Annotated in this window: 17 protein-coding genes; 9 read left to right on the forward strand and 8 right to left on the reverse strand. The window is 75.0% G+C overall.

All coding sequences use genetic code 11. The annotated features are described in order from the left end of the window. Positions 1 to 7: 7 nt before the first annotated feature. Positions 8 to 469, reverse strand: coding sequence for a GNAT family N-acetyltransferase (locus tag AB0O36_RS06380; protein ID WP_365104878.1), 462 nt, complete (start codon positions 467 to 469; stop codon positions 8 to 10). Positions 470 to 546: 77 nt separating this feature from the next. Between AB0O36_RS06380 and AB0O36_RS06385 the strand changes: the two genes are divergently transcribed. Further along, positions 547 to 1095, forward strand: coding sequence for a 2'-5' RNA ligase family protein (locus AB0O36_RS06385; RefSeq protein ID WP_365104881.1), 549 nt, complete (start codon positions 547 to 549; stop codon positions 1093 to 1095). A 57-nt stretch (positions 1096 to 1152) separates the two neighbouring features. On the opposite strand, the gene AB0O36_RS06390 is transcribed toward AB0O36_RS06385, so the two are convergent. Beyond that, positions 1153 to 1857 (reverse strand): class I SAM-dependent methyltransferase, encoded by a 705-nt coding sequence (locus tag AB0O36_RS06390; protein WP_365104884.1) that lies wholly within the window; start codon positions 1855 to 1857, stop codon positions 1153 to 1155. Between the two features lie 172 nt (positions 1858 to 2029). On the opposite strand from AB0O36_RS06390, the gene AB0O36_RS06395 reads away from it, so the two are divergent. Together AB0O36_RS06395 and AB0O36_RS06400 are read left to right on the forward strand one after the other, a co-directional pair. After that, entirely contained in the window at positions 2030 to 3511 is a 1482-nt protein-coding gene (locus AB0O36_RS06395; protein ID WP_365104887.1) for an SWIM zinc finger family protein, read from the forward strand. Beyond that, positions 3508 to 6240, forward strand: coding sequence for a DUF6493 family protein (locus tag AB0O36_RS06400; RefSeq protein ID WP_365104890.1), 2733 nt, complete (start codon positions 3508 to 3510; stop codon positions 6238 to 6240). Before AB0O36_RS06395 ends, AB0O36_RS06400 begins: the two co-directional genes overlap by 4 nt. A gap of 262 nt (positions 6241 to 6502) precedes the next feature. Here the strand turns inward: AB0O36_RS06400 and AB0O36_RS06405 are convergent, their stop codons facing one another. Beyond that, positions 6503 to 6913: a hypothetical protein gene (locus AB0O36_RS06405; RefSeq protein WP_365104892.1), complete on the reverse strand. Its 411-nt coding sequence runs from the start codon at positions 6911 to 6913 to the stop codon at positions 6503 to 6505. 116 nt (positions 6914 to 7029) lie between these two features. Here AB0O36_RS06405 and AB0O36_RS06410 point away from each other — a divergent pair, with 116 nt between their 5' ends. Further along, positions 7030 to 8355: an MFS transporter gene (locus tag AB0O36_RS06410; protein WP_365105423.1), complete on the forward strand. Its 1326-nt coding sequence runs from the start codon at positions 7030 to 7032 to the stop codon at positions 8353 to 8355. Positions 8356 to 8447: 92 nt separating this feature from the next. Here the strand turns inward: AB0O36_RS06410 and AB0O36_RS06415 are convergent, their stop codons facing one another. Next, positions 8448 to 9812 carry a helix-turn-helix transcriptional regulator gene (locus tag AB0O36_RS06415; protein ID WP_365104894.1) on the reverse strand — a complete coding sequence of 455 codons (1365 nt, stop codon included), beginning with the start codon at positions 9810 to 9812 and terminating at the stop codon, positions 8448 to 8450. 143 nt (positions 9813 to 9955) lie between these two features. On the opposite strand from AB0O36_RS06415, the gene AB0O36_RS06420 reads away from it, so the two are divergent. Both AB0O36_RS06420 and AB0O36_RS06425 read left to right on the forward strand, forming a co-directional pair. Further along, on the forward strand, positions 9956 to 11317 hold the full coding sequence (locus AB0O36_RS06420; RefSeq protein ID WP_365104897.1) for a M64 family metallopeptidase: 1362 nt from the start codon (positions 9956 to 9958) through the stop codon (positions 11315 to 11317). Positions 11318 to 11487: 170 nt separating this feature from the next. Continuing rightward, the gene (locus tag AB0O36_RS06425; RefSeq protein WP_365104899.1) at positions 11488 to 12126 is read left to right on the forward strand and encodes an NAD(P)H-dependent oxidoreductase; all 639 of its coding nucleotides are present in this window, start codon (positions 11488 to 11490) and stop codon (positions 12124 to 12126) included. Between the two features lie 42 nt (positions 12127 to 12168). Here AB0O36_RS06425 and AB0O36_RS06430 read toward each other — a convergent pair whose 3' ends face one another. Beyond that, the gene (locus AB0O36_RS06430; RefSeq protein WP_365104901.1) at positions 12169 to 12588 is read right to left on the reverse strand and encodes an SRPBCC family protein; all 420 of its coding nucleotides are present in this window, start codon (positions 12586 to 12588) and stop codon (positions 12169 to 12171) included. Positions 12589 to 12704: 116 nt separating this feature from the next. Further along, positions 12705 to 13556, reverse strand: a complete 852-nt coding sequence (locus tag AB0O36_RS06435) for a helix-turn-helix transcriptional regulator (RefSeq protein WP_365104903.1) — start codon at positions 13554 to 13556, stop codon at positions 12705 to 12707. Positions 13557 to 13713: 157 nt separating this feature from the next. Between AB0O36_RS06435 and AB0O36_RS06440 the strand changes: the two genes are divergently transcribed. Further along, positions 13714 to 14556 (forward strand): alpha/beta hydrolase, encoded by an 843-nt coding sequence (locus AB0O36_RS06440; protein WP_365104906.1) that lies wholly within the window; start codon positions 13714 to 13716, stop codon positions 14554 to 14556. A 68-nt stretch (positions 14557 to 14624) separates the two neighbouring features. On the opposite strand, the gene AB0O36_RS06445 is transcribed toward AB0O36_RS06440, so the two are convergent. Beyond that, entirely contained in the window at positions 14625 to 15254 is a 630-nt protein-coding gene (locus AB0O36_RS06445; RefSeq protein ID WP_365104908.1) for a hypothetical protein, read from the reverse strand. A gap of 85 nt (positions 15255 to 15339) precedes the next feature. On the opposite strand from AB0O36_RS06445, the gene AB0O36_RS06450 reads away from it, so the two are divergent. Beyond that, the gene (locus AB0O36_RS06450) at positions 15340 to 16335 is read left to right on the forward strand and encodes a hypothetical protein (protein WP_365104911.1); all 996 of its coding nucleotides are present in this window, start codon (positions 15340 to 15342) and stop codon (positions 16333 to 16335) included. A 179-nt stretch (positions 16336 to 16514) separates the two neighbouring features. Here AB0O36_RS06450 and AB0O36_RS06455 read toward each other — a convergent pair whose 3' ends face one another. After that, positions 16515 to 17012 carry a hypothetical protein gene (locus tag AB0O36_RS06455; protein WP_365104914.1) on the reverse strand — a complete coding sequence of 166 codons (498 nt, stop codon included), beginning with the start codon at positions 17010 to 17012 and terminating at the stop codon, positions 16515 to 16517. A 178-nt stretch (positions 17013 to 17190) separates the two neighbouring features. Between AB0O36_RS06455 and AB0O36_RS06460 the strand changes: the two genes are divergently transcribed. Then, the gene (locus AB0O36_RS06460) at positions 17191 to 18009 is read left to right on the forward strand and encodes a hypothetical protein (RefSeq protein ID WP_365104917.1); all 819 of its coding nucleotides are present in this window, start codon (positions 17191 to 17193) and stop codon (positions 18007 to 18009) included. The last annotated feature ends 31 nt before the right edge of the window (positions 18010 to 18040 follow it).

Genomic DNA, 18040 nt, shown 5'->3' on the forward strand with positions numbered 1-18040 from the left:
CGGACGATCACGCGCCGGACGGATCCTGGTCCGCCTCGGGCTCCAGTGCCTTGGCGAAGTGGAAGGCCACGATGTCGAGGCGCTCGCGCAGGTAGAAGCGGTGGGCGCCGGTGCGGTGGGTGCCGGAGTCGAGGCCGAGCTCGTGGCAGCCCGCCCGGCGGGCGTGGGCCTCCAGGTGGGCGATGAGCCGGTGGCCCACACCGGTGGAGCGGGCGGACTCGGCGGTCACCAGGTCGTCGACGTAGAGCCTGCGCAGGGAGCCGGTGTCGTGGATGATCCGCCAGCCGGCCGCGCCGACGCAGGTGCCGTCCTCCGTGTAGGCGGCGGCGAAGCGCAGGCCTTGGGCGTGGCCGTGCTCGTACACGTCGAGGAAGAGTTCGGGGGTGAGGTGGGGGCGCAGTTCGCGCAGGACCGGCAGGAGTTCGCCGACCAGGCGCGGGTCGCCGGGCTCGAGATCGATGATCTTCATGCCGGGGACGATATCCCAGGGGCGGGAAGCGGCATCGATGTGTGCCGGCGGCTGCGGAGGTGGCAGCATGCCGTGTCATGGCAGACGAACAGAGCAGTGTCTTCGAGGCCGGTCAGACGGGCCTCGTCATCGGCGTTCCGGAGGCCGAACCCGCCGTACGCGGCTGGCGGGAGCGGCTGAACCACTCGGCCTGGGCCGAGGTTCCGGCGCACGTCACCGTGCTCTATCCGTTCCTCGACGAGAGCCTTGTCGACGAGGGGGTCTGCGCGGCCCTGGCGGAGCTGTTCGGCCGCCATTCCGCATTCGACCTGCGGTTCGCACGGTGCGGCCGGTTCCCCGGGGTGCTGTACCTCGTGCCCGAGCCGGACGGGCCGGTGCGGCGGCTCACGGAGGCGGTCGTCGGACGGTGGCCCGAGGCCCAGCCCTACGGGGGCAAGTACGGGGAGGCCGTCCCCCATCTGACCATCGTCCAGAAGCAGGAGGAGGAGGTCCTGGACGAGATCGAGGCCGGGGTCGCCGACCACCTGCCGGTCTCCTGCCGCGTCTCGGCGGTGCACCTCATGGTGTACGACGGCGTGAAGTGGCAGGAGCGGGCCACGTTCGCCCTGCTCCCGGCCTCGGAATAGGGCCGTCCCGGCCTCGGAACAGGGCCGTCCGCGGCGAGCGCCGGCCGGCCCGGCGGGTCACCCCGTTGCGGGGTCCCTGCGCATCAGCAGGCGTCCCTGGCGGAAGCGTTCCCCGTCGACGGGGGCGCGCAGCATCCTGCCGACCTCGGTGAACCCGGCCTCGGCGGCCAGGCCGGCCAGGGCGTCGACGGGCCACCGGTAGGCGGTCACCACCTTGTGGTCGAAGGGGGTGACCGGGTCGCCCTCCGACTCGAAGAAGGCCAGCAGGAGGTGCCCGTCCGGCACCAGGACACGCCGGAACTCGGCGAAGTACGCAGGTAGTTCGTGAGGTGGGGCGTGGATGACCGAGTACCAGCAGACGATGCCCCGCAGGGTGCCGTCGGGCAGGTCCAGGGCGTCCATGGAGCCGACCTCGAACCGGAGGTCCGGGTAGGTCTCGCGGGCGATCCCGACCATCACGGGTGACAGGTCGACGCCGAAGACGTCCAGCCCCAGGTCCCTCAGGTGCGCGGTCACCGCCCCGGGCCCGCAGCCCAGTTCGGCGACGGAACCGGGGCCGGGGCCGATGCCCGTATCGGGGCCGGGGCCCGTGCCGGGGCCGGTTCCGGTTCCGCTGCCGCCCGCGAGTTCGGCGAACGCGGCGAGGGCCGCCCGGTCCAGCGGGCGGGTGTCGAGTGCGTCGCGGAACAACTCTGCGTAGAGGACGGCGACGGCGTCGTACGCGTCCGCCGTCGCACCGAGGTGGGAAGTGGGTTCGGCCATGGGGCAGCACCCTAGCCCCGCGGGGAACCCTCGGCGTGACGCGTCCGGTCGGCGGACAAGGCGTCGGACGGTTGTCCGGCGAGGTGGTCGCGGACAGGGCTCCCGGCCGGTCCCGCCGGTGGGCTGACGGCGACTCAGGGCGTTGTCAGTGGGTGGCCCTAGCGTTTTGGACATGAACCGATCCGTGCAGGCTTTGGCCTACGTACGTCCTTCCGCCCTGTCCGGGCAGCAGCTCGGGCTGGAGACCTCCGGTGGCACCACACCGGTCGGCGCGGAGGCCCATCCGCAGTTCTTCGCGGGTTTCCTGGCGGCGCCCCAGGCGGCCGCGCACGGGCTGCTCGCCGTCGCCGACGTCGCGGCCGCGCGCTACCACCAGCGGAACCCGGCCGCTTCGCTCGATCCGGTCGTCACCGGCAACGGCGACCGGCTGCGCTTCGAGTCGTTCTCCGGCTGCTGCGGGGTGTACGCCCGGCTGGACGTGCTGCGCGAGGGGCTCGGCGGGGCCGACACGGGGCACGGCACCACCAATGTCGACGTGAACAACCCCCTGCGGGAGGCGCTGTCGCGGCTCACCGGGGACGAGCCGCTGCACCTGCGGGTCGGACCGGAGGAGCTGGCGGTCACCACGGTGTCGGGGGCGGTGGTGGAGAAGAAGGTACCGCTGCCCGAGCGCTGGCTCCGCGGGTTCGCCGAATCGCAGGTGGTGAGCGCGGGGTTCGACCTGCGGGCGGAGCTGTCGGCCCCGGAGGCGGTCCGGTTCCTGCGGTCCCTGCCGCGCCCGACGGCGGGCAGTGGCGCACGCGCGGCGGGTGCGCGGCAGATGTGGGTGGTGCCGGCCGGGCGGGGGCTGCGGCCCACCACCCGTGCGGTGCCCGGCGCGGTGTGCCTGCCCGGCCCGGAGCGGCTGGTGGCGCTGCACCGGGTGCTGCGGCACGCCACCGGGCTGCGGGTGTACGGGCCGGCCGGACACGGCGGGCTGCCGTCGGCGAGCGCCTGGGAGGTCATGCTTCCGGGGATGCGGCTGACGCTGACCCTGTCACCGGAGACCTCGCGCGGGTTCTCCGGTGAGGGCGGAGTTCTTGAGTCGCTGGCCACCGACGAGGCGGCCGCCGACGCGGAGCTGGTGTCGGTGCTGCTGGCCTGGGAGCCGCGGATCGATCCGGCGGACCTGGCCGAGCAGTCCGGGCTGACGGCGGCTCGGGTGCGGGCGGCCCTGGCCCGGCTGGGCACTGCCGGGCGGGTGGGGTACGACGCGGCGGACGCGGCGTACTTCCACCGGGAGCTGCCCTACGACGCCTCCCGGGCGGAACGCGCCAATCCCCGGCTGGTGGCGGCCCGGAAGCTGCTGGCGGAGGGGGCGGTGCGGCCGTCCGCCGGCGGGGGCGCCACGTCGACCGTGCTCTCCGGTGAACGCCGCTACCAGGTAAGGGAGTCGGCGGGCGCGGTGCTGAGCTGCACCTGCCAGTGGTGGGTGGACTACCGGGGGCGGCGCGGGCCCTGCAAGCACGCCCTGGCGGTGCGGATGGCACGGCGCGCCGCCCTGGCAGGCCCCGCAGGCGCCGCTTCCACGGACGGCGATCCCCTCGCTTCCCTCTCTTCCTTCTCTTCCTTCTCTGACGAGCAGTACGACGCCACGAACGGAGCCACCCGGTGAACGACCTCATGAGCGCGATCCGTGCGGGCCGCAGCGATCTCATCTCCGCGCTGCTGGCCCCGCTGGACCGGGCCGCGCGGCGGACCCTGCTCGGCGAACTGCAGGCACTCCGCAAGGAACCCGGGAGTTGGGACTGGACCCGGTGGCACGAGCGGGCCGCGCTCAGCCGCGGGCTGTGGCTGGCCGGGGCCGGCTGCCACACCGGCGCCGCCGCGGCGGCGGCCTGGATAGGCGCCCGTGACCTGCGGCCGCAGCCGTCCCGGAGCCGGTCCGCGCACCTGATGACGGTCCTGGAAGGGCAGTCGGCGGAGTGGCTGGGCGATGTGGCACACCGGCTGGCCGCCCGCCGGGCCACCGCCGAGGAGGACCATGAGCTGATCGCCGCCCTGGTGAGCCGTTCCGGGTGTGCCGTGCCGACCGGCGAGCCGTTCGTGCACGGCTGGGTCCGGTCCCTCACCGACGAGGCGCTGCGCCACCGGTCGCAGGCCGGCCGGGCTCCGGACGGGCTGTCCGGGCTGGGCGCGGCGCTGCGCCGCAACCCGTGGACGGCGGAGCTGGTGCCCCGGCTGTTCGAAACGGTGGAGCCGGCGCCTTCGATGGCCGGCTGGGACCAGCCCGACACCCCCGGGCACTGGCCGGTGGAGCTGGCCGCGCTGGCGGCGGAGGGAGTGGTCGAACGGCGCGTGCTGCTCGACGGGGCCGTGGCGCGGCTGCTGCGCGGCGGGCGCCCGGCCGGACTCAAGGTGTTCATGGCACTGCTCCGGCAGCTGGAGCCGACGCGGGCGGAGCAGGTGGAGCGGATCGCCGACTGGGCGGCGCTGGCCTCGGACGCCCCGTCCGGTCCCGCCGGGTACGCGCAGGGGGTGCTGGCCGGGCTGGCCGAGTCCGGCGAGCTGGACCACGTACGGCTGGCGGAGGTGTCGGCGGCGGTGCTGTTCCGGCCGGAGAAGAAGTTCGCACGGGCGCAGCTGGTGCTGCTGGGGAAGGTGCTGCGGCGGGACCGTGAGGCCCGGCACGCGCTGCTGCCGGTGGCCGGGCCCGCGTTCGGGCACCCGGACCTGGAGGTGCAGGAGCGGGCGCTGGCGCTGGTCGCCCGGCACCTGAGGGAGGAGGACGTGGAGCTCCGGGAGGAACTGCTGGGGCAGGCCGCGGCGTTGAGCGCCGGGTTGCGGGAGCGGGCCGCGGAGGTCCTGGGCGGAGTGCCCGAGGACGGCGGTGCACCCGGAGCCGGCGGTGCGACCGTGGTCCCGGGCGGCGGGCTCGCAGGGCCGGTGGCCGGGGACGCGCCGTACGAGGAGGTGCTGCCGCCCGCTCCGGAGCGGCGGCCGCAGCCGGCCGCACCGGACTCGGTGGCGGAGACGGTGGAGTTGGTGGCGGCGGTGCTCGCCGGCCGCCGGCGCCACGCCTGGCGCGCTCCCGATCCCGTCGATCCGGCCGAGTTCGAGCGGGCCCTGGACGGGCTGGTCCGGCACGCCCACCGGGACCGGGCGGCGCTGGCGCTGGCCCTGCGGCCCGCGCTGGCGGGGCTGTGGTGGGCGACCCACGACGCCTCCCCCGACGGGCTGGCCGGGCTGGAGCTGCCCGTGGCGGCCCTGCTGGGGACGGTCAGGGCGGGCGAGCTGAGGCTTCCCCGGGACTGCAACGCCCGGGACGCGGGCTGCCCGTCCGGTGCCCTGGAGGACGTCGTCGACGCCCGGATGCGTGAGGTGGCGCTGCGGCTGCTGGGCGATCCGCAGCCGTTCCTGCTGGCGACGCCCTCGTGGGAGACGGGCACCATCGAACCGGGTGACCTGGTGGCCCGGCTGGAGGAGTACGCGGGCAGGGCGGTCGGTCCGGTGGACTTCGCTCAGGCGCTGCTGCGGGTGCGGCGTGACGGCGGGGCCGCGGCGGCGGCGCGCGCGCTGAACAGCGGGGAGGGACGCCGGCTGGCGGAGTGGCTGGACGGCGCGGGCGACCGCGGGCTGCCGGAGCGGACGCTGCACGATCCGGCGGACGTCCACGAGTGGAACCGGACGCGGGCCGACCACGAGCAGACGCTGTGGCGGACCGCGGAGCACTCCGTGGTGCGTGGCGAGTTCCCGGTCGCCTTCCGGCGGCTGGCCGAGGCCCGGACCGCCACCTGCTGGCGCTGCTATCACTGGCCGGTGCACGACCCGCAGCACGCGGCGGTGCTCCCGGAGGACCGGGAAACGCTGGCGGCGTGGGCGACGGTGGCCGTCACCGCGTGCGCCACGGCCGGCGAGGAGGGGGCCTGTGGTCAGCTGCCCCGGCTCGCGGAGCTCGGCGGTCCCGCGGGGCCGGTCCTGCACCTGCTGGTGGCGACCGGGCTGGGCGCGCGGCACGCCGAGGACCGGCTCGCGGCGGTGGACGCGCTGCTGGTCATGGCCGCGCGCGGGGAACTGGACACGGCTCTCGTCGGGCGGGAGCTCGCGGAGCTGCTGCGGCGGGGCACGGTCAAGCCGAACCGGCTCGCGGACGCGGCTCGTACGGCGGCGTCGACCGGGGCGTACGGGACGGTCTGGGCGGTGCTGGGCGAGGCGGTGCCGGGGGTGCTGGGGGCGGAGCCGTTGCATGGGGCGGGTGAACTGCTCGCCGTGGCGGCGGAGTGCGCGGAACAGAGCGGGGCGGCCGGCCCGTGCCCGGTGGTGGTGGTCGAGGCCGCCGGGCGGGGCGGGTCCTCGCAGCTGGTGAAGCAGGCGCGGCGGCTGCGGGCGGCGCTCGGGGGGTAGCGGGGGGCGGTGCCGCCCGCGCCGCGGCTGGGCGCAGCCCTTGCTCGTGGGCGGGGCTTCGGCCGGGCCCGGGGGCAGCTCCGGCCCGGCCCTGGCGGAGGGGGCGGGGCTGCGCTGGGGCGGGGTCGGCCGTGTCCGGTGTGCCCGCCCTCCCCCGAGCTCTTGGCTTCGCTCGAACAGGGGGACCCCCATCGCCTTGCGGGACGCCTGCCCACACCGGGGGGTGAGGGACGCGACCCCCTGCCCACACCAGCGGCAGGGGTCAGGGGGCGGGGGCTTCGCCGATGGGGCGGATGACCACCGGGTGTTCCGGGGAGCCGGGTGGGGTCGGGCATTGGGTGATGCGGGCGGCGATCTCGGTGACGCGGTCGAGGTCGACGCATTCCAGGAGCCAGTAGCCGGCCGGCTGGACGTCGGCGGCGGCGTAGGGGCGGTCGGTGATGACCGGTTCGGTGCCGGGTGATGCGGTGACGAAGCGGGCTTCGGCGGGGGCGGTGAAGCCCTGCGCGTCGAGGAGCTCGCCGGAGGCGGCGAGTTCGTTGTTGAGCTCGCCCATGAAGTTCACCATGGCGAGGAGTTCCTCGCGGCTCCACCGGGGCGGGCCCGGGGACTCCGTCCCTTCCATCGCCTCGTAGTCCGCCTGGGTCGCCTGGACCGTCACGAAGTATTTCACCGGGCCAGCGAAGCAGGTCGGCGCCCGGCCGGCTGCGCTGCCGGGCGGGCCCGGCCGCGTTTTCCCCCGCACGGCGCCGGAAAACCGGTTGCCCCGGGCCCGGGTCGTGGCGAACGATCGAGCGAGTGAGCAAGACCCGTACCCGCCTGGCCTCCCTCCTGCCCGACACCGCCCCCTGGCGTTCCAGCCGCGACTTCCGGCTGCTCTTCTACCAGGGCACGGTGACCTACTTCGGCAGCTTCATGGCGATGGTCGCGCTGCCCCTGCAGATCAAGGACCTGACCGGTTCGCCGCTCGCCGTCGGCGCCATGGGGGCCGTCGAGCTGGTGCCCCTGGTGGTCTTCGGACTGTACGGCGGGGCGCTGGCCGATGCCGTGGACCGGCGGCGGCTGATCCTGTGGACCGAGGCGGGGCTGGGCCTGCTGGCCCTGGTGCTGCTGGTGAACGCGCTGCTGCCGCAGCCGCTGCTGTGGCCGCTGTACGTGGTGGCGGCCGGGGTGTCGGCGCTGGCGGGGCTGCAGCGGCCCGCGCTGGACTCGCTGACCGCCCGGATCGTGGCGCACGACCAGCTGACCGCGGCGGCCGCGTTGAGCTCGCTGCGCTACCAGATCGGCGCGATCGCCGGGCCGTCGCTGGCGGGCCTGGTCGTGGCCTACGCGGGCCATGCCCCGGCGTACGCGGTGACGGTGGCCGGGTTCTCGGTGTCGGTGCTGCTGTGCACCCGGCTGACCCCGGCTCCGCCCGCCCGTGACGCCGAGCGGCCCTCGCTGCGCGGTATCGCGGAGGGCGCGCGCTACGCCTGGAGCCGGCCGGTGCTCCTCGGCACGTACGCGATCGACCTGGCGGCGATGTTCTTCGCCTTCCCCAACACGATCTTCCCCTTCCTCGCCGACGAGCTGGACGCGCCGTGGGCGCTCGGGCTGATGTACGCGGCGGGGTCGGTGGGCTCCCTGGTCGTGGGGCTGACCAGCGGCTGGACCTCCCGGGTGCACCGGCACGGGCTGCTCGTCGCGGGCGGGGCCGCCGGGTGGGGGCTGGCCGTGGCGGCCGCGGGCTGGTTCACGGACATCTGGGTGGTGCTGCTGTGCCTGGCCGCGGCGGGTGCCGGGGACATGCTGAGCGGTCTCGGCCGCTCCACGATCTGGAACCAGACCATCCCGGAGGGGCTGCGCGGGCGGCTGGCCGGCATCGAGGTGCTGTCGTACAGCGTGGGGCCCCAGCTGGGGCAGGTGCGGGCGGGCTGGTCGGCGGGCTGGACCGGGACCCGTACGGCGTTCTGGAGCGGCGGTCTGGCCTGCGTGGGCTCGGTGGCGGTGCTGGCGGCACTGCTGCCCGCGCTGCTGGTGTACGACGCGCGGACCGATCCCGATGCCCGCCGCCGGGCGGCGCAGGCCGCCGCCCGGGCTTCCGGCGGCCCCGAGAGCACGCCCGCGGCGGCCTGAGCACCGGCTCCGCCCCTCCCCCTCAGGGCCGCGCTCCCAGGGGCGCGCACTCAGGGCTGCGCTCCCAGGGGCGCGCACTCAGGGCTGCGCTCTCAGGGGCGCCACTGCCCCGTCCCCGCCCCCGTCCGGTCCGGGGCGGCCGCCGGGGCCGGGCCCAGGGTGGTGGTGCCGATGGCCGCGCGGTGGCCGAGGCCGGTGCGGTACGCGTCCAGGGCGGCTTCGGTGCGGCCGGTGCGGCGCAGCAGGTCGCCCAGCAGCCGGCACAGGTCGGCGAGGTCGCCGGTCGCGCCGCTGCGTTCCAGCAGGGCCAGGGCGCGCACGTAGTGCTCCTCGGCGGCCTCGGTCTCGCCGCGTTCCTCGGCGATGAGGCCGAGCAGCCGGTGCGCGCCGCCGGCGTGCACGGCGCCGTGGCTGTCGTCCAGGTCGAGCAGGGCCGACAGCAGTTCGGCGGCTTCCCCGTGGCGGCCGAGCCGGCGCAGTACGTCGGCCAGTTCGACCTCGACCTGTGCGGTGTAGAGCGTGGCGCGGCGGGTGGCGAGCATGCCGCGGGCGGTGCGCAGCTCCTCCTCCGCCGCGGGCAGTTCGCCGCACTGCGCCTTCACGTAGCCGCGCATCCAGTGGCAGTGCGCGAGGTCGGTGGCCAGTTGCAGCTGCCGGTACACGGCCTGGGCCCGGGCCAGTGAGGCGTCGGCCTCGGCGGTGCGTCCTTCGGCGAGGAAGGTGCGGGCGACCTGCCGGTGCATGCCGGCGACCAGGGCGGGGTCGGTGACCCGGGGGGCCAGGGAGAGGGCGGTTTCGGCGGCGTGGGCGGCGCGGGCGTGGGCGCCCATGTCGATGTAGGGGCCGATGACGGCGGCGTAGAGGAGGACGAGCGCCTCGGGGTCGGCGAGGCCCCGGGCGCCGAGTTCGTCGATGGTGGATTCCAGCAGGTAGCAGGCGTAGCGGAGTTCCCCGGCGAGGAGGTGGGCGACGGCCCGGCCGCGGATGGCGCGGGCGCGGCGCGGCAGCGGCTCCCCCGACTGGAGGGCTTCGGCCGCGGCGAAGTGCGCGCGGGCGCCCGTGAGGTCGCCGGTTTCGAGGGCGCAGTCGCCCAGGCCGAGCAGTGCTTCGGCCTGCTCGGCGGGCAGGTCGAGGCCCTCGGCGTCGGTGAGAAGGCGCCGGTAGAGGACGGCGGCCTCGTCGGCCGCGCCGGTGGCCAGGGTCCGCTGGGCGTCGGTGAGCGCGAGGCGGAGTTCGGTGGCCAGGTGGGCGGGGCGTCCGGTGGCGAGTTCCTCGTAGGTGGTGCCGAGCCGGTCGGCGAGGAAGCGCAGCGCCGTTTCCGAGGGGCGTACGCGGCCGGATTCGAGGGTGGAGATGTAGGCGGCGGTGTACGAGGGCTCGGCCAGCCGGCGCTGGGTCAGGCCGGCCTCCGTACGGAGCCGCTGTACTCGTCTGCCGATCTCGGCCGGGTCGTCCATGCCATGCCCCCTGGTCCTTCAACTCCCCTGGTTTTCAAGGGGACACGATCATTGCGCATCCCCTCCGGCACCCCCTAGTTTAAGCGACCGGTTCAATTCGCTTAAGTGAGCGGTTAATTGCCGCGTCCGTGCTGGAGGATGCCGTGCGCTCTGCCCTGCGCAGTTCCCTGTTGACGGCGGGGGTGGCCGCGGCCGCCCTCGCCTCGCTCGCCGCCGCGCCGGGTACGGCGTCGGCCGGTCCCGGTCCGGGGCCGGGGCCGCGGCCCCGGGTCGAGGTGGAGATACCCGGCCCCGAGGACGGGACGACGGCCGGCTCGGGGCGCGCCTCCGTGCCCTCCGCGGGGCGGACCGCCCCCGCCGGCCGCCGCCTGTCGGGGCAGGAACTGGCGGCGGACGGCGGGGTCGCCAAGATGATCGACAACGGCCCGTCCGCGGACCGGCTGGACGTGGTCGTGATCGGCGACGGGTACACGGCGGGCGAGCTGGAGCGGTTCCACTCCGATGCCCGGGCGAAGTGGGCCGAGCTGGCGGCCGTGGCGCCGTACACGACCTACCAGGGGCTGTTCAACGTGTGGACGGTCGACGCGGTGTCCCGGGAGTCCGGGGTCAGCGGTGACCCGGGGCGGGAGGTGGTGCGGGACACCGCGCTGGGGTCGTACTTCTGGTGCGGAGACATCGAGCGGCTGCTCTGCATCGACCAGGAGAAGGTCGACGGGTACGCGGCCCGGGTGCCCGACCCCGATCTGGTGCTGGTGCTGGCGAACAGCTCCAAGTACGGCGGGGCCGGCTACAACGAGCCCAGCGCGAAGCTCGGTTACGACGGCATCGCCACCGCTTCGGCGGGCCATGCGAAGTCCGGGCAGGTCGCCGTGCACGAGACGGGGCATTCCCTGGGGTGGCTGGCCGACGAGTACTTCTATCCCGGCGTCCCGGACTACGAGCGCTACACCGGCCCGGAGCCGGCCGAGCCGAACGTGTCCGGGCTGGACGCCGCGGCGATGGCGGCGGGCGGGGCGAAGTGGTACCGGTGGCTGGGCGAGCCCTCTCCGGACGGCGGCACCGTCGGCGCGTACGAGGGCGGCGGATACTACGTGAAGGGGCTGTACCGGCCGACGGACGGCTCGCTGATGCGCGTGCTGGACCGGCCGTTCAACCTGCCCGGGGTCGAGGCCATGATCGCCGGCTTCTACCGCCATGCACGGCCGGTCACCGCGCTCACCCCCACCGGGCGCACGCTGCGCGGCCACGAGTCGGCGCAGATCTCGGTGCCCAGGCTGACCGGGGCCGCCCCCGGCCGGCTGTCCGTCCGCTGGTCCCTGGACGGACGGGAGCTGCCGTTCCTCGCGGGGCGGAAGCGGGTGTGGGTGGCGGAACTGGGACTGCCGCTGCTCGACTTCCGCACGCACCGGCTGTCGGTCCGGGTCGAGGACCGGACGGCCTCGGTGCGGGACCCGCGGATCGCCCGGACGTTGGGGGCGACGGTGGAGTGGAAGGTCCGGCTGTAAGGCGCTGCGCGTGCGGAAGGCCGGGGGCGGGAGGCTGAGGGCCGGAGGCCGGAGGCGGGGGGTGAGTGCGGACGGGTGGCCGTAGGGGCGGCGGTGCACGGGACGGGACGGCCGCGCGGGCCTCCGGCCCGCACGGAATTTCGGCCGGGGAGCCGGAGTTGACAGCGGACATGACCATTGAGACTGATCCCCGGCCCGGCACGGACCGTTCGTTCCTCTTCCTCCTCGGCAGTTCCCGGCCCGAAGGCAATACGGAGATCCTCGCGCGGGCGGCCGCCGAACAGCTGCCCGCCGGCGTCACCCAGCGGTGGGTGGACCTCAGCGGGCTGTCGCTGCCCGACTTCCAGGACGGGCGGCACGAGACCGATGGGTGGCCGGTGAGCGAGGCGGAGGAGGAGCTGCGGCAGGCCACCCTGGAGGCCACCGACATCGTCCTGGCGTCGCCGCTGTACTGGTACACCCTTTCCGCGCACACCAAGCGCTACCTCGACTACTGGTCGGGCTGGCTGGCGGTGCCGGGCCTGGACTTCAAGGAGCGGATGGCGGGCCGGACGCTGTGGGGGGTGTCGGTCATGGCGCACAAGGAGGAGGTCGTCGCGGACGGCCTGGTGACCACCCTCACCCACACGGCGGCGTACATGCGGATGCGGTTCGGCGGGGTGCTGTTCGGCAACGGCTCCCGGCCGGGGCAGGTCCGCAACGACGAGCGGGCCGTCCTCCGTGCCAAGACCTTCTTCCGGCAGGAGGCCCCGCTCGCCTGGTTCCCGTACGAGGAGCAGGCCGGGGCACCGCAGGACGGAGCGCAGTAGGACACGGCGCGGTAGGACACGCGGGGGTCCGCCCCGCGCGGCCTACCGGTCTTCCATCAGGCGTTTGAGGGTGGCGAGGTCGGTGCGGACCGCCTCGGCGTCACGGCGGAAGTCCTCCCCGCTCGTGCCCTGGCGGCGGCGGAGGGTGAAGACCACCTCGCAGCCGGTCGCGTCGGGCAGGACGCGCATCGGATTGTGCACCGTCTCGCCGGTGGGGAGCGTGACCTCGTGGTCGAGTACGCCGAACTCGTTCGGCGGGGCGAAGGCGACCACGACGCGGCCCGGGAGGGCGGAGTCCGCGATCCACCGGCCGTCGACCTGTTCGATGGTGGTGCCGAGCCCGTGCGCCCACTGCGGCAGGTTGGCCGGGTCCGAGGCGAAGGCGTAGACGTCTGCCGCGGGGCGGTCGATGTGCGCGGTGATGTGGCGGGTGCTCGGGGTGTCCGTCTCCGGGATGTCCATGGGGTGACCGTAGGGCGTCGGGGGCCGTCGGGTCTTGACCGAATCGGCGCCGGGCCGCCCCGGCTGCTCGGCGTGCCCGGATCGGCGGTCGGAGGCCGGCGGGCGGCTGCTCCGCCTCAGACGGTCAGGGCCGGCTGTCCCGATGTGAGCAGGGCGAGGCGCTCGGCGGTGTCGCTGCCGGGGGGCGGGGTGTAGAGGACCACCCGTTGGTCGCCCTCGGGGGCGTACAGGACCTGGCAGTCCAGCTCCACCGGGCCGATCAGCGGGTGGGTGAGGCGCATGCGCGAGGTGCGGCGTACGGCGACCTCGTGGAGCTCCCACAGGGCGGCGAACTCCTCGCTCGCCGCCCGCAGCCGCTCCACCAGGCGTGTCGCAGCGGGGTCTCCGCTGCGCCGGCCCACGGCGGCGCGCAGGTCGGCGACGTGCAGCCGGCTGAAGCGGTCGTGCTCCTCCGGCGGGTGGGCGGCGCGCTGCGCGGGGTCGGCGAACCAGCGCCAGACCACGTTGCGGCCGTGTTCGGACACGGTGCACACGCCGCCGAGCAACGCCTCGGCCATGGCGTTCTGGGCGAGGACGTCGCCGAGGTCGCCGAGGACCTGCACGGGTGTGGACGGCAGCTGGTCGAGGAGGTGCAGCAGGCCGGGGCCGACGAGGTCACCGCTGCTCGGCACGGCCGGCGGGCGGCGGCCGGCCAGCAGGTGCAGGTGGTCGCGTTCGTCGGCGCTCAGCCGCAGGGCGCCGGCCAGCGCGGCGAGCATCTCCGGCGACGGCTGCGGACCGCGGGCCTGCTCCAGCCGGACGTAGTAGTCGGCGGACATGGCCGCGAGTCTGGCCACCTCCTCGCGGCGCAGGCCGGGGGTGCGGCGGCGGGCACCGTCCGGCAGTCCGACGTCCTGCGGGCGGACCCGCTCGCGGGAGCGGCGCAGGAAGTCGGCGAGTTGCTCACGGTCCATGCTCATGATCGCCATCCTGCCCCACGGCCCCGCCCGAACCGGAAGGGGGGACCGGCGATCCCAGGTTGCGGAGGTCTCTGCCGGACGCGCACCGGGGTCGGCATCGTGGGTCTTGCCAGGGCCCACGGGGCCCGGGGCACAGGTCACCACCACCCACGCGAGGAGCAGTTCCATGGCCACGGTCGACGTCAACGGCGCTCAGGTCCACTACGAGAAGACGGGCTCGGGGCCCGCACTGGTCCTGGTGCACGGCACCGGATCCACGGGGGCCGCGCTCAACTGGGGCCAGGTGCTCCCCCGGTTCGCCCCGAACCACACCGTGATCACCCCGGACCTCTCCGGGACCGACGTCACCGTGGACGACGGCTCGCCGCTGACCTCCGAGGGGCTGGCCGCGCAGGTCATCGCCGTCATCGAGGACGCGATCGGGGATGCGGGCGACGGTCCCGTCGACCTGCTGGGCTTCTCCATGGGCTCGACCGTCGCCGCCACCGTGGCCGCGCTCCGCCCCGATCTGGTCCGCCGGCTGATCCTGGTGGCCGGCTGGGCCCACACCGACGGGGACACCTACCTGCGGAGCCTGTTCACGCTCTGGCAGGACCTCGGCACCACCGACCCCGCGTCCTTCGGCCGCGCGGTGGCGATGACCGGCTTCAGCCGCCGCTTCCTCAACTCCATCGACCACGCCGCGTTCGACGTCCTGGTCTCGAACATGCCGCCGAGCGCGGGCACGCTGCGCCACATCGCGTACGACCTGGAGGTCGACATCCGCGGGCTGCTGCCCCGGATCGGGGCTCCGACCCTGGTGATCGGCGGGACGCAGGACATCACCGTGCCGGTCGAGCACAGCCGTGCGCTGCACGAGGCGATCCCCGGCAGCCGGTACACCGAGCTGGACGCCGGCCACGTCATGTTCTTCGAGCAGGAGGACCTGTTCGTCGGCCTGGTGGACGGGTTCACCCTGCCCGATGCGGCCGCGCCGGCCGGGGAGGTCTCGGTGGCGGCGGCGGGCTGAGCGTCCGGTGGCCCGTACGGTCTGCGCGGTCTCTGCGGGTTCAGTGGGTTTCAGTGGGTTCAGTGGGTTCAGTGGGTGCCGCGGTGCTCGTAGACCGTGAGGGCCAGGGCCTTCATCGCGGCCTCTGCACGGGTCGAGTCCGCTCCGTGGTCGATGGCCTCAAGCGCTTCGGCGGCGGAGATCCGCACGGGGCGGGGCAGGCCGTCGTAGGCGGAGATCCGGTAGGCGATGGTGCGGCGCGCGGCCCGCTCCTCGTCGGACACCCCGTCGGGGGTGAGGGGGAAGACCGCGGCCTGGTAGGTGGCGATGCTCATCACGACCGCGTCGGCGATGCCCTCCGCGTAGCCGTCGGCCCGGGACGACGCCGCTCCGGCGCCCGTTCCGATGCCGGATCCGGTGGTCGGTCCCTCGTGCGGGAAGCGGCCGACGGCGGGGCCGCCGGTGCCGAGGGGGCTGTCGTCGAGGGGGCCGTTGCCGAAGGGGCCGTTGCCGAAGGGGCCGTTGCCGAAGGGGCCGGTTACGTGCCGACGGGCCAGCCGCGCCCCCAGGCCCGCGCCCAGGGCGGCCGCGACGGCGGCGAGCACGGCCGTCAGCCAGCCGCCCAGCAGCAGTCCGAACAGGGCTCCCCCCAGCGCTCCGCACGTCACCAGCACACCGGTGATCATCAGGTGGACGCGGTGCCCGAGCGTGGACGTCATGTCCAGCAGTATGCACAGCGGCCGGTACGCCCGGACGGAGTACCCGGGCCTGCGGGGGCCCGGGCCGGGATCTTGAATGGCAGGTATGGCAGCCACGCCGGACGGAGAGCCGAAGAACCTGCTGCGTGCGGGTCTGGCGCAGCCCGGCCGGCTGCCCGAACTGCTGGCCGATTTCGGGCTGCGGTTCTCCGGCCCGCGCGCCGCCCGCGGGGTGGCGCGGCTGCGGGAGAAACGGCCCGACGCGGACGCCGCCGCGCTCGGCGGGGAGGTGGTCTCCCGGGGCATGCGGCGGACGGTGTCCGAGGGGGCGTTCGTCGGCGGGCCCTTCCTGCTGTTCATCCCGGTGGCGTTCTGCGCGGCGCTGCTGAGCCAGGTGAGGACGATGCTGGAGCTGGCCGCCGTCGCGGGGCTCGACCCGACCGCTCCGGAGCGGGCCCCGGAACTCCTGGTGCTGCAGGGGGTCTACCCGGACACCGAAACGGCGGCGAGAGCGCTCGCCGAGGGGCCTCCGCCGGGAGCCGGGGGGCCCTCGCGGCCCGGCCGGCTGCCGGCGCTGACCGCGCTGACGCTGCGGATGGCGAAGCTGCTGGGCCTGATGACCCCGGGGCAGGACGTCACCCCGACCTGGCGGACGAGACTGGCCCGGGTGGGGTCGTGGCTCCTGCTGGGCGTGGTGCTGGTGGTGGGGATGGTGGCGCCGCTGGTCTGGGTGCCGTACATGGCGGTGTCCTACCGGAAGGCCACCGCCCGGATGATGCCGCGGGCCGTCGCCTTCTACCTGTCGGACGTCCCGCCGGCGCCGCGGCGGCGCGGAGCGTACCGGGTGGATCCGGGGTCGCTGGCGGGGGCGCTGCGGGCCCTCTCCTCGCTGCTGGCGCCCGTGGGTCTGGTGCTCTTTGTGCTGGTCGCCGATGTGCGGCTGTTCGGGAGCTCCTGGCCGGTGCTGTGCATCGTGCTGGTCGCGGCGTCCATCGGTGCGGGGGTGCTGTGGCACCTGCACCGGCGGCGGCGCAGCCGGGAGGAAGAAGAAGAGGAAGAGCGGGAGGAGGGTGAGGGGCGCGGGGCGAGCGGGGAAGCCTGACCGGTCGGTCGCCCCGGCTGCCCGGACTCCGGGCGCTCCTCAACGGGATACAGGGCGCCCGGAGTCCGGCAGCCGGCCGCGGTCAGCGGTCCTCGCCGCGGCCGGCGGCCCTCACCGCGGCAAGCGGCCCTTGGCCGCGGTCAGCGGCCCTCGCCCGGGTCAGCGGCCCCTGCCCGGGGTCAGCGCTCCTTGAAGGGGTTGCCGCCGGCCGGGCCGGGCAGGACTCCGGCGTCGGCGGCCGCCAGGATCGCGTCCGCCTGGGCCTTGGTCAGCTTGCCGTCCTTGACCGCCTGGTCGAGACGCTCGGAAAGCCGCTCACGGATCTCGGCCGGGTCCGGTCGCCGTGCCTCACGGCGGTCCTTGGGGAGCGCCTCGCGCGCCTGGGCGTCCTTCTTGTGCTCCTCCCGCTGCGCGGCCCGGAACTTCTCCAGGGACTTGGTCACCTTGTCCGCGGGAACGCCGAGGTCCTTGGCGAGCGAGTCGGCCAGCTCCTTCTGCCGCTGCTCCTGGCGCTGCTGCCGCTCGGCGGCCTTCTCGTGGTGCAGGCCCCGTGTGTGCTCGGGCCCGGCGGCCGGCTTCCCCGAGTCCTCGGCGAAGGCCACGGCCGGGAAGACCAGGCCGATGCAGGCCAGGGAAGCGCCGGCGGCTATTCCCACGCGCTTGCGGACGTTGTTCATGGACACCCTCCGTGCTCTCGACCGGCAGATCCGGTCGACGCGCCCATTCTGGGAGCCGGGTGTGAGCAGAGGCTGGGCGCCGTATGAGAACCGCGTGAGAATCCGGTGCGTACGGCTCGGTCCGTGCGCCCCGGATATCGAATGTACGGGCGACGGCTGCGCGTCCTACGCTCGGCGGATGGACCCCGCCGTCATCGCCTGCGTCGAACTCCCCGTCACAGCACTGCTGTACGGCATGCTCGGCCTGTACCGGGTCCGGCAACAGCGGTGGTTCCGGCGGGCCGTGGACCGCTGTGCGGCGCTCGTGGTGGAGCCGTACCACGCCGCCGCCAAGCGCTGGTGGGCCGAGGACGACGTCTCGGCAGCCGCGGCGCGGCTGTTGCTCGACGGGCTGGTCACCGTCAACCACCGCGGCAGCCTGTCCCTCACCCCGGCCGGAGCCGACCCGGCGCGCCGCGCCGGACACCCGCTGCCGGACGCACTGCTCTGCGCGCTGCGCCGTCGTACCGCACCCGCACCGCTGGGGAGCGTCGAGTCGCGCGACAGCGAGTTCCGCACGGTCCGGGAGCAGTTCCACGCCACTTCCCTCGCCCGGCTGCGGGCCCGCCTGCCCGAGCCCTTCCGCGGCCCCGGAGTCCCGGCCAAGGCCGGAACCCTGCTGCTGCTCGGCTGGCTGCTGTTCACCACGGGCGTGCTGATGGGGATCCCGGCGCGCGGGACGACCGACCGGTTCGCCGCATGGGTGATCTGGTGGTCGCTGATCGCCCAGATCGTCTGGTTCGGCCTGTACGGCAGACAGCTGAGGAGGACCGGCAGTCTGCCCGAGATCCTCGAACGACACGTGGCCGCCCTGAGCCGGCACCCGGCGCTCACCGAACTGGCCGAGCGGGACCCCGAGGCCCTGGCCTGGCTGGGCCGGAGCCGCCTGCGGACCCGCCGTCGCCGCAACCGCGGCCGCCCCCGCCGGCGTACGACTCCGGCCGGCACGGCCGGCTGACGGGCGGTCGGACCGGCCGGCTGACGGGCGG

Origin of the sequence: Streptomyces sp. NPDC089799 (genome assembly GCF_040684755.1) — a bacterium.
Classification (GTDB): domain Bacteria; phylum Actinomycetota; class Actinomycetes; order Streptomycetales; family Streptomycetaceae; genus Streptomyces.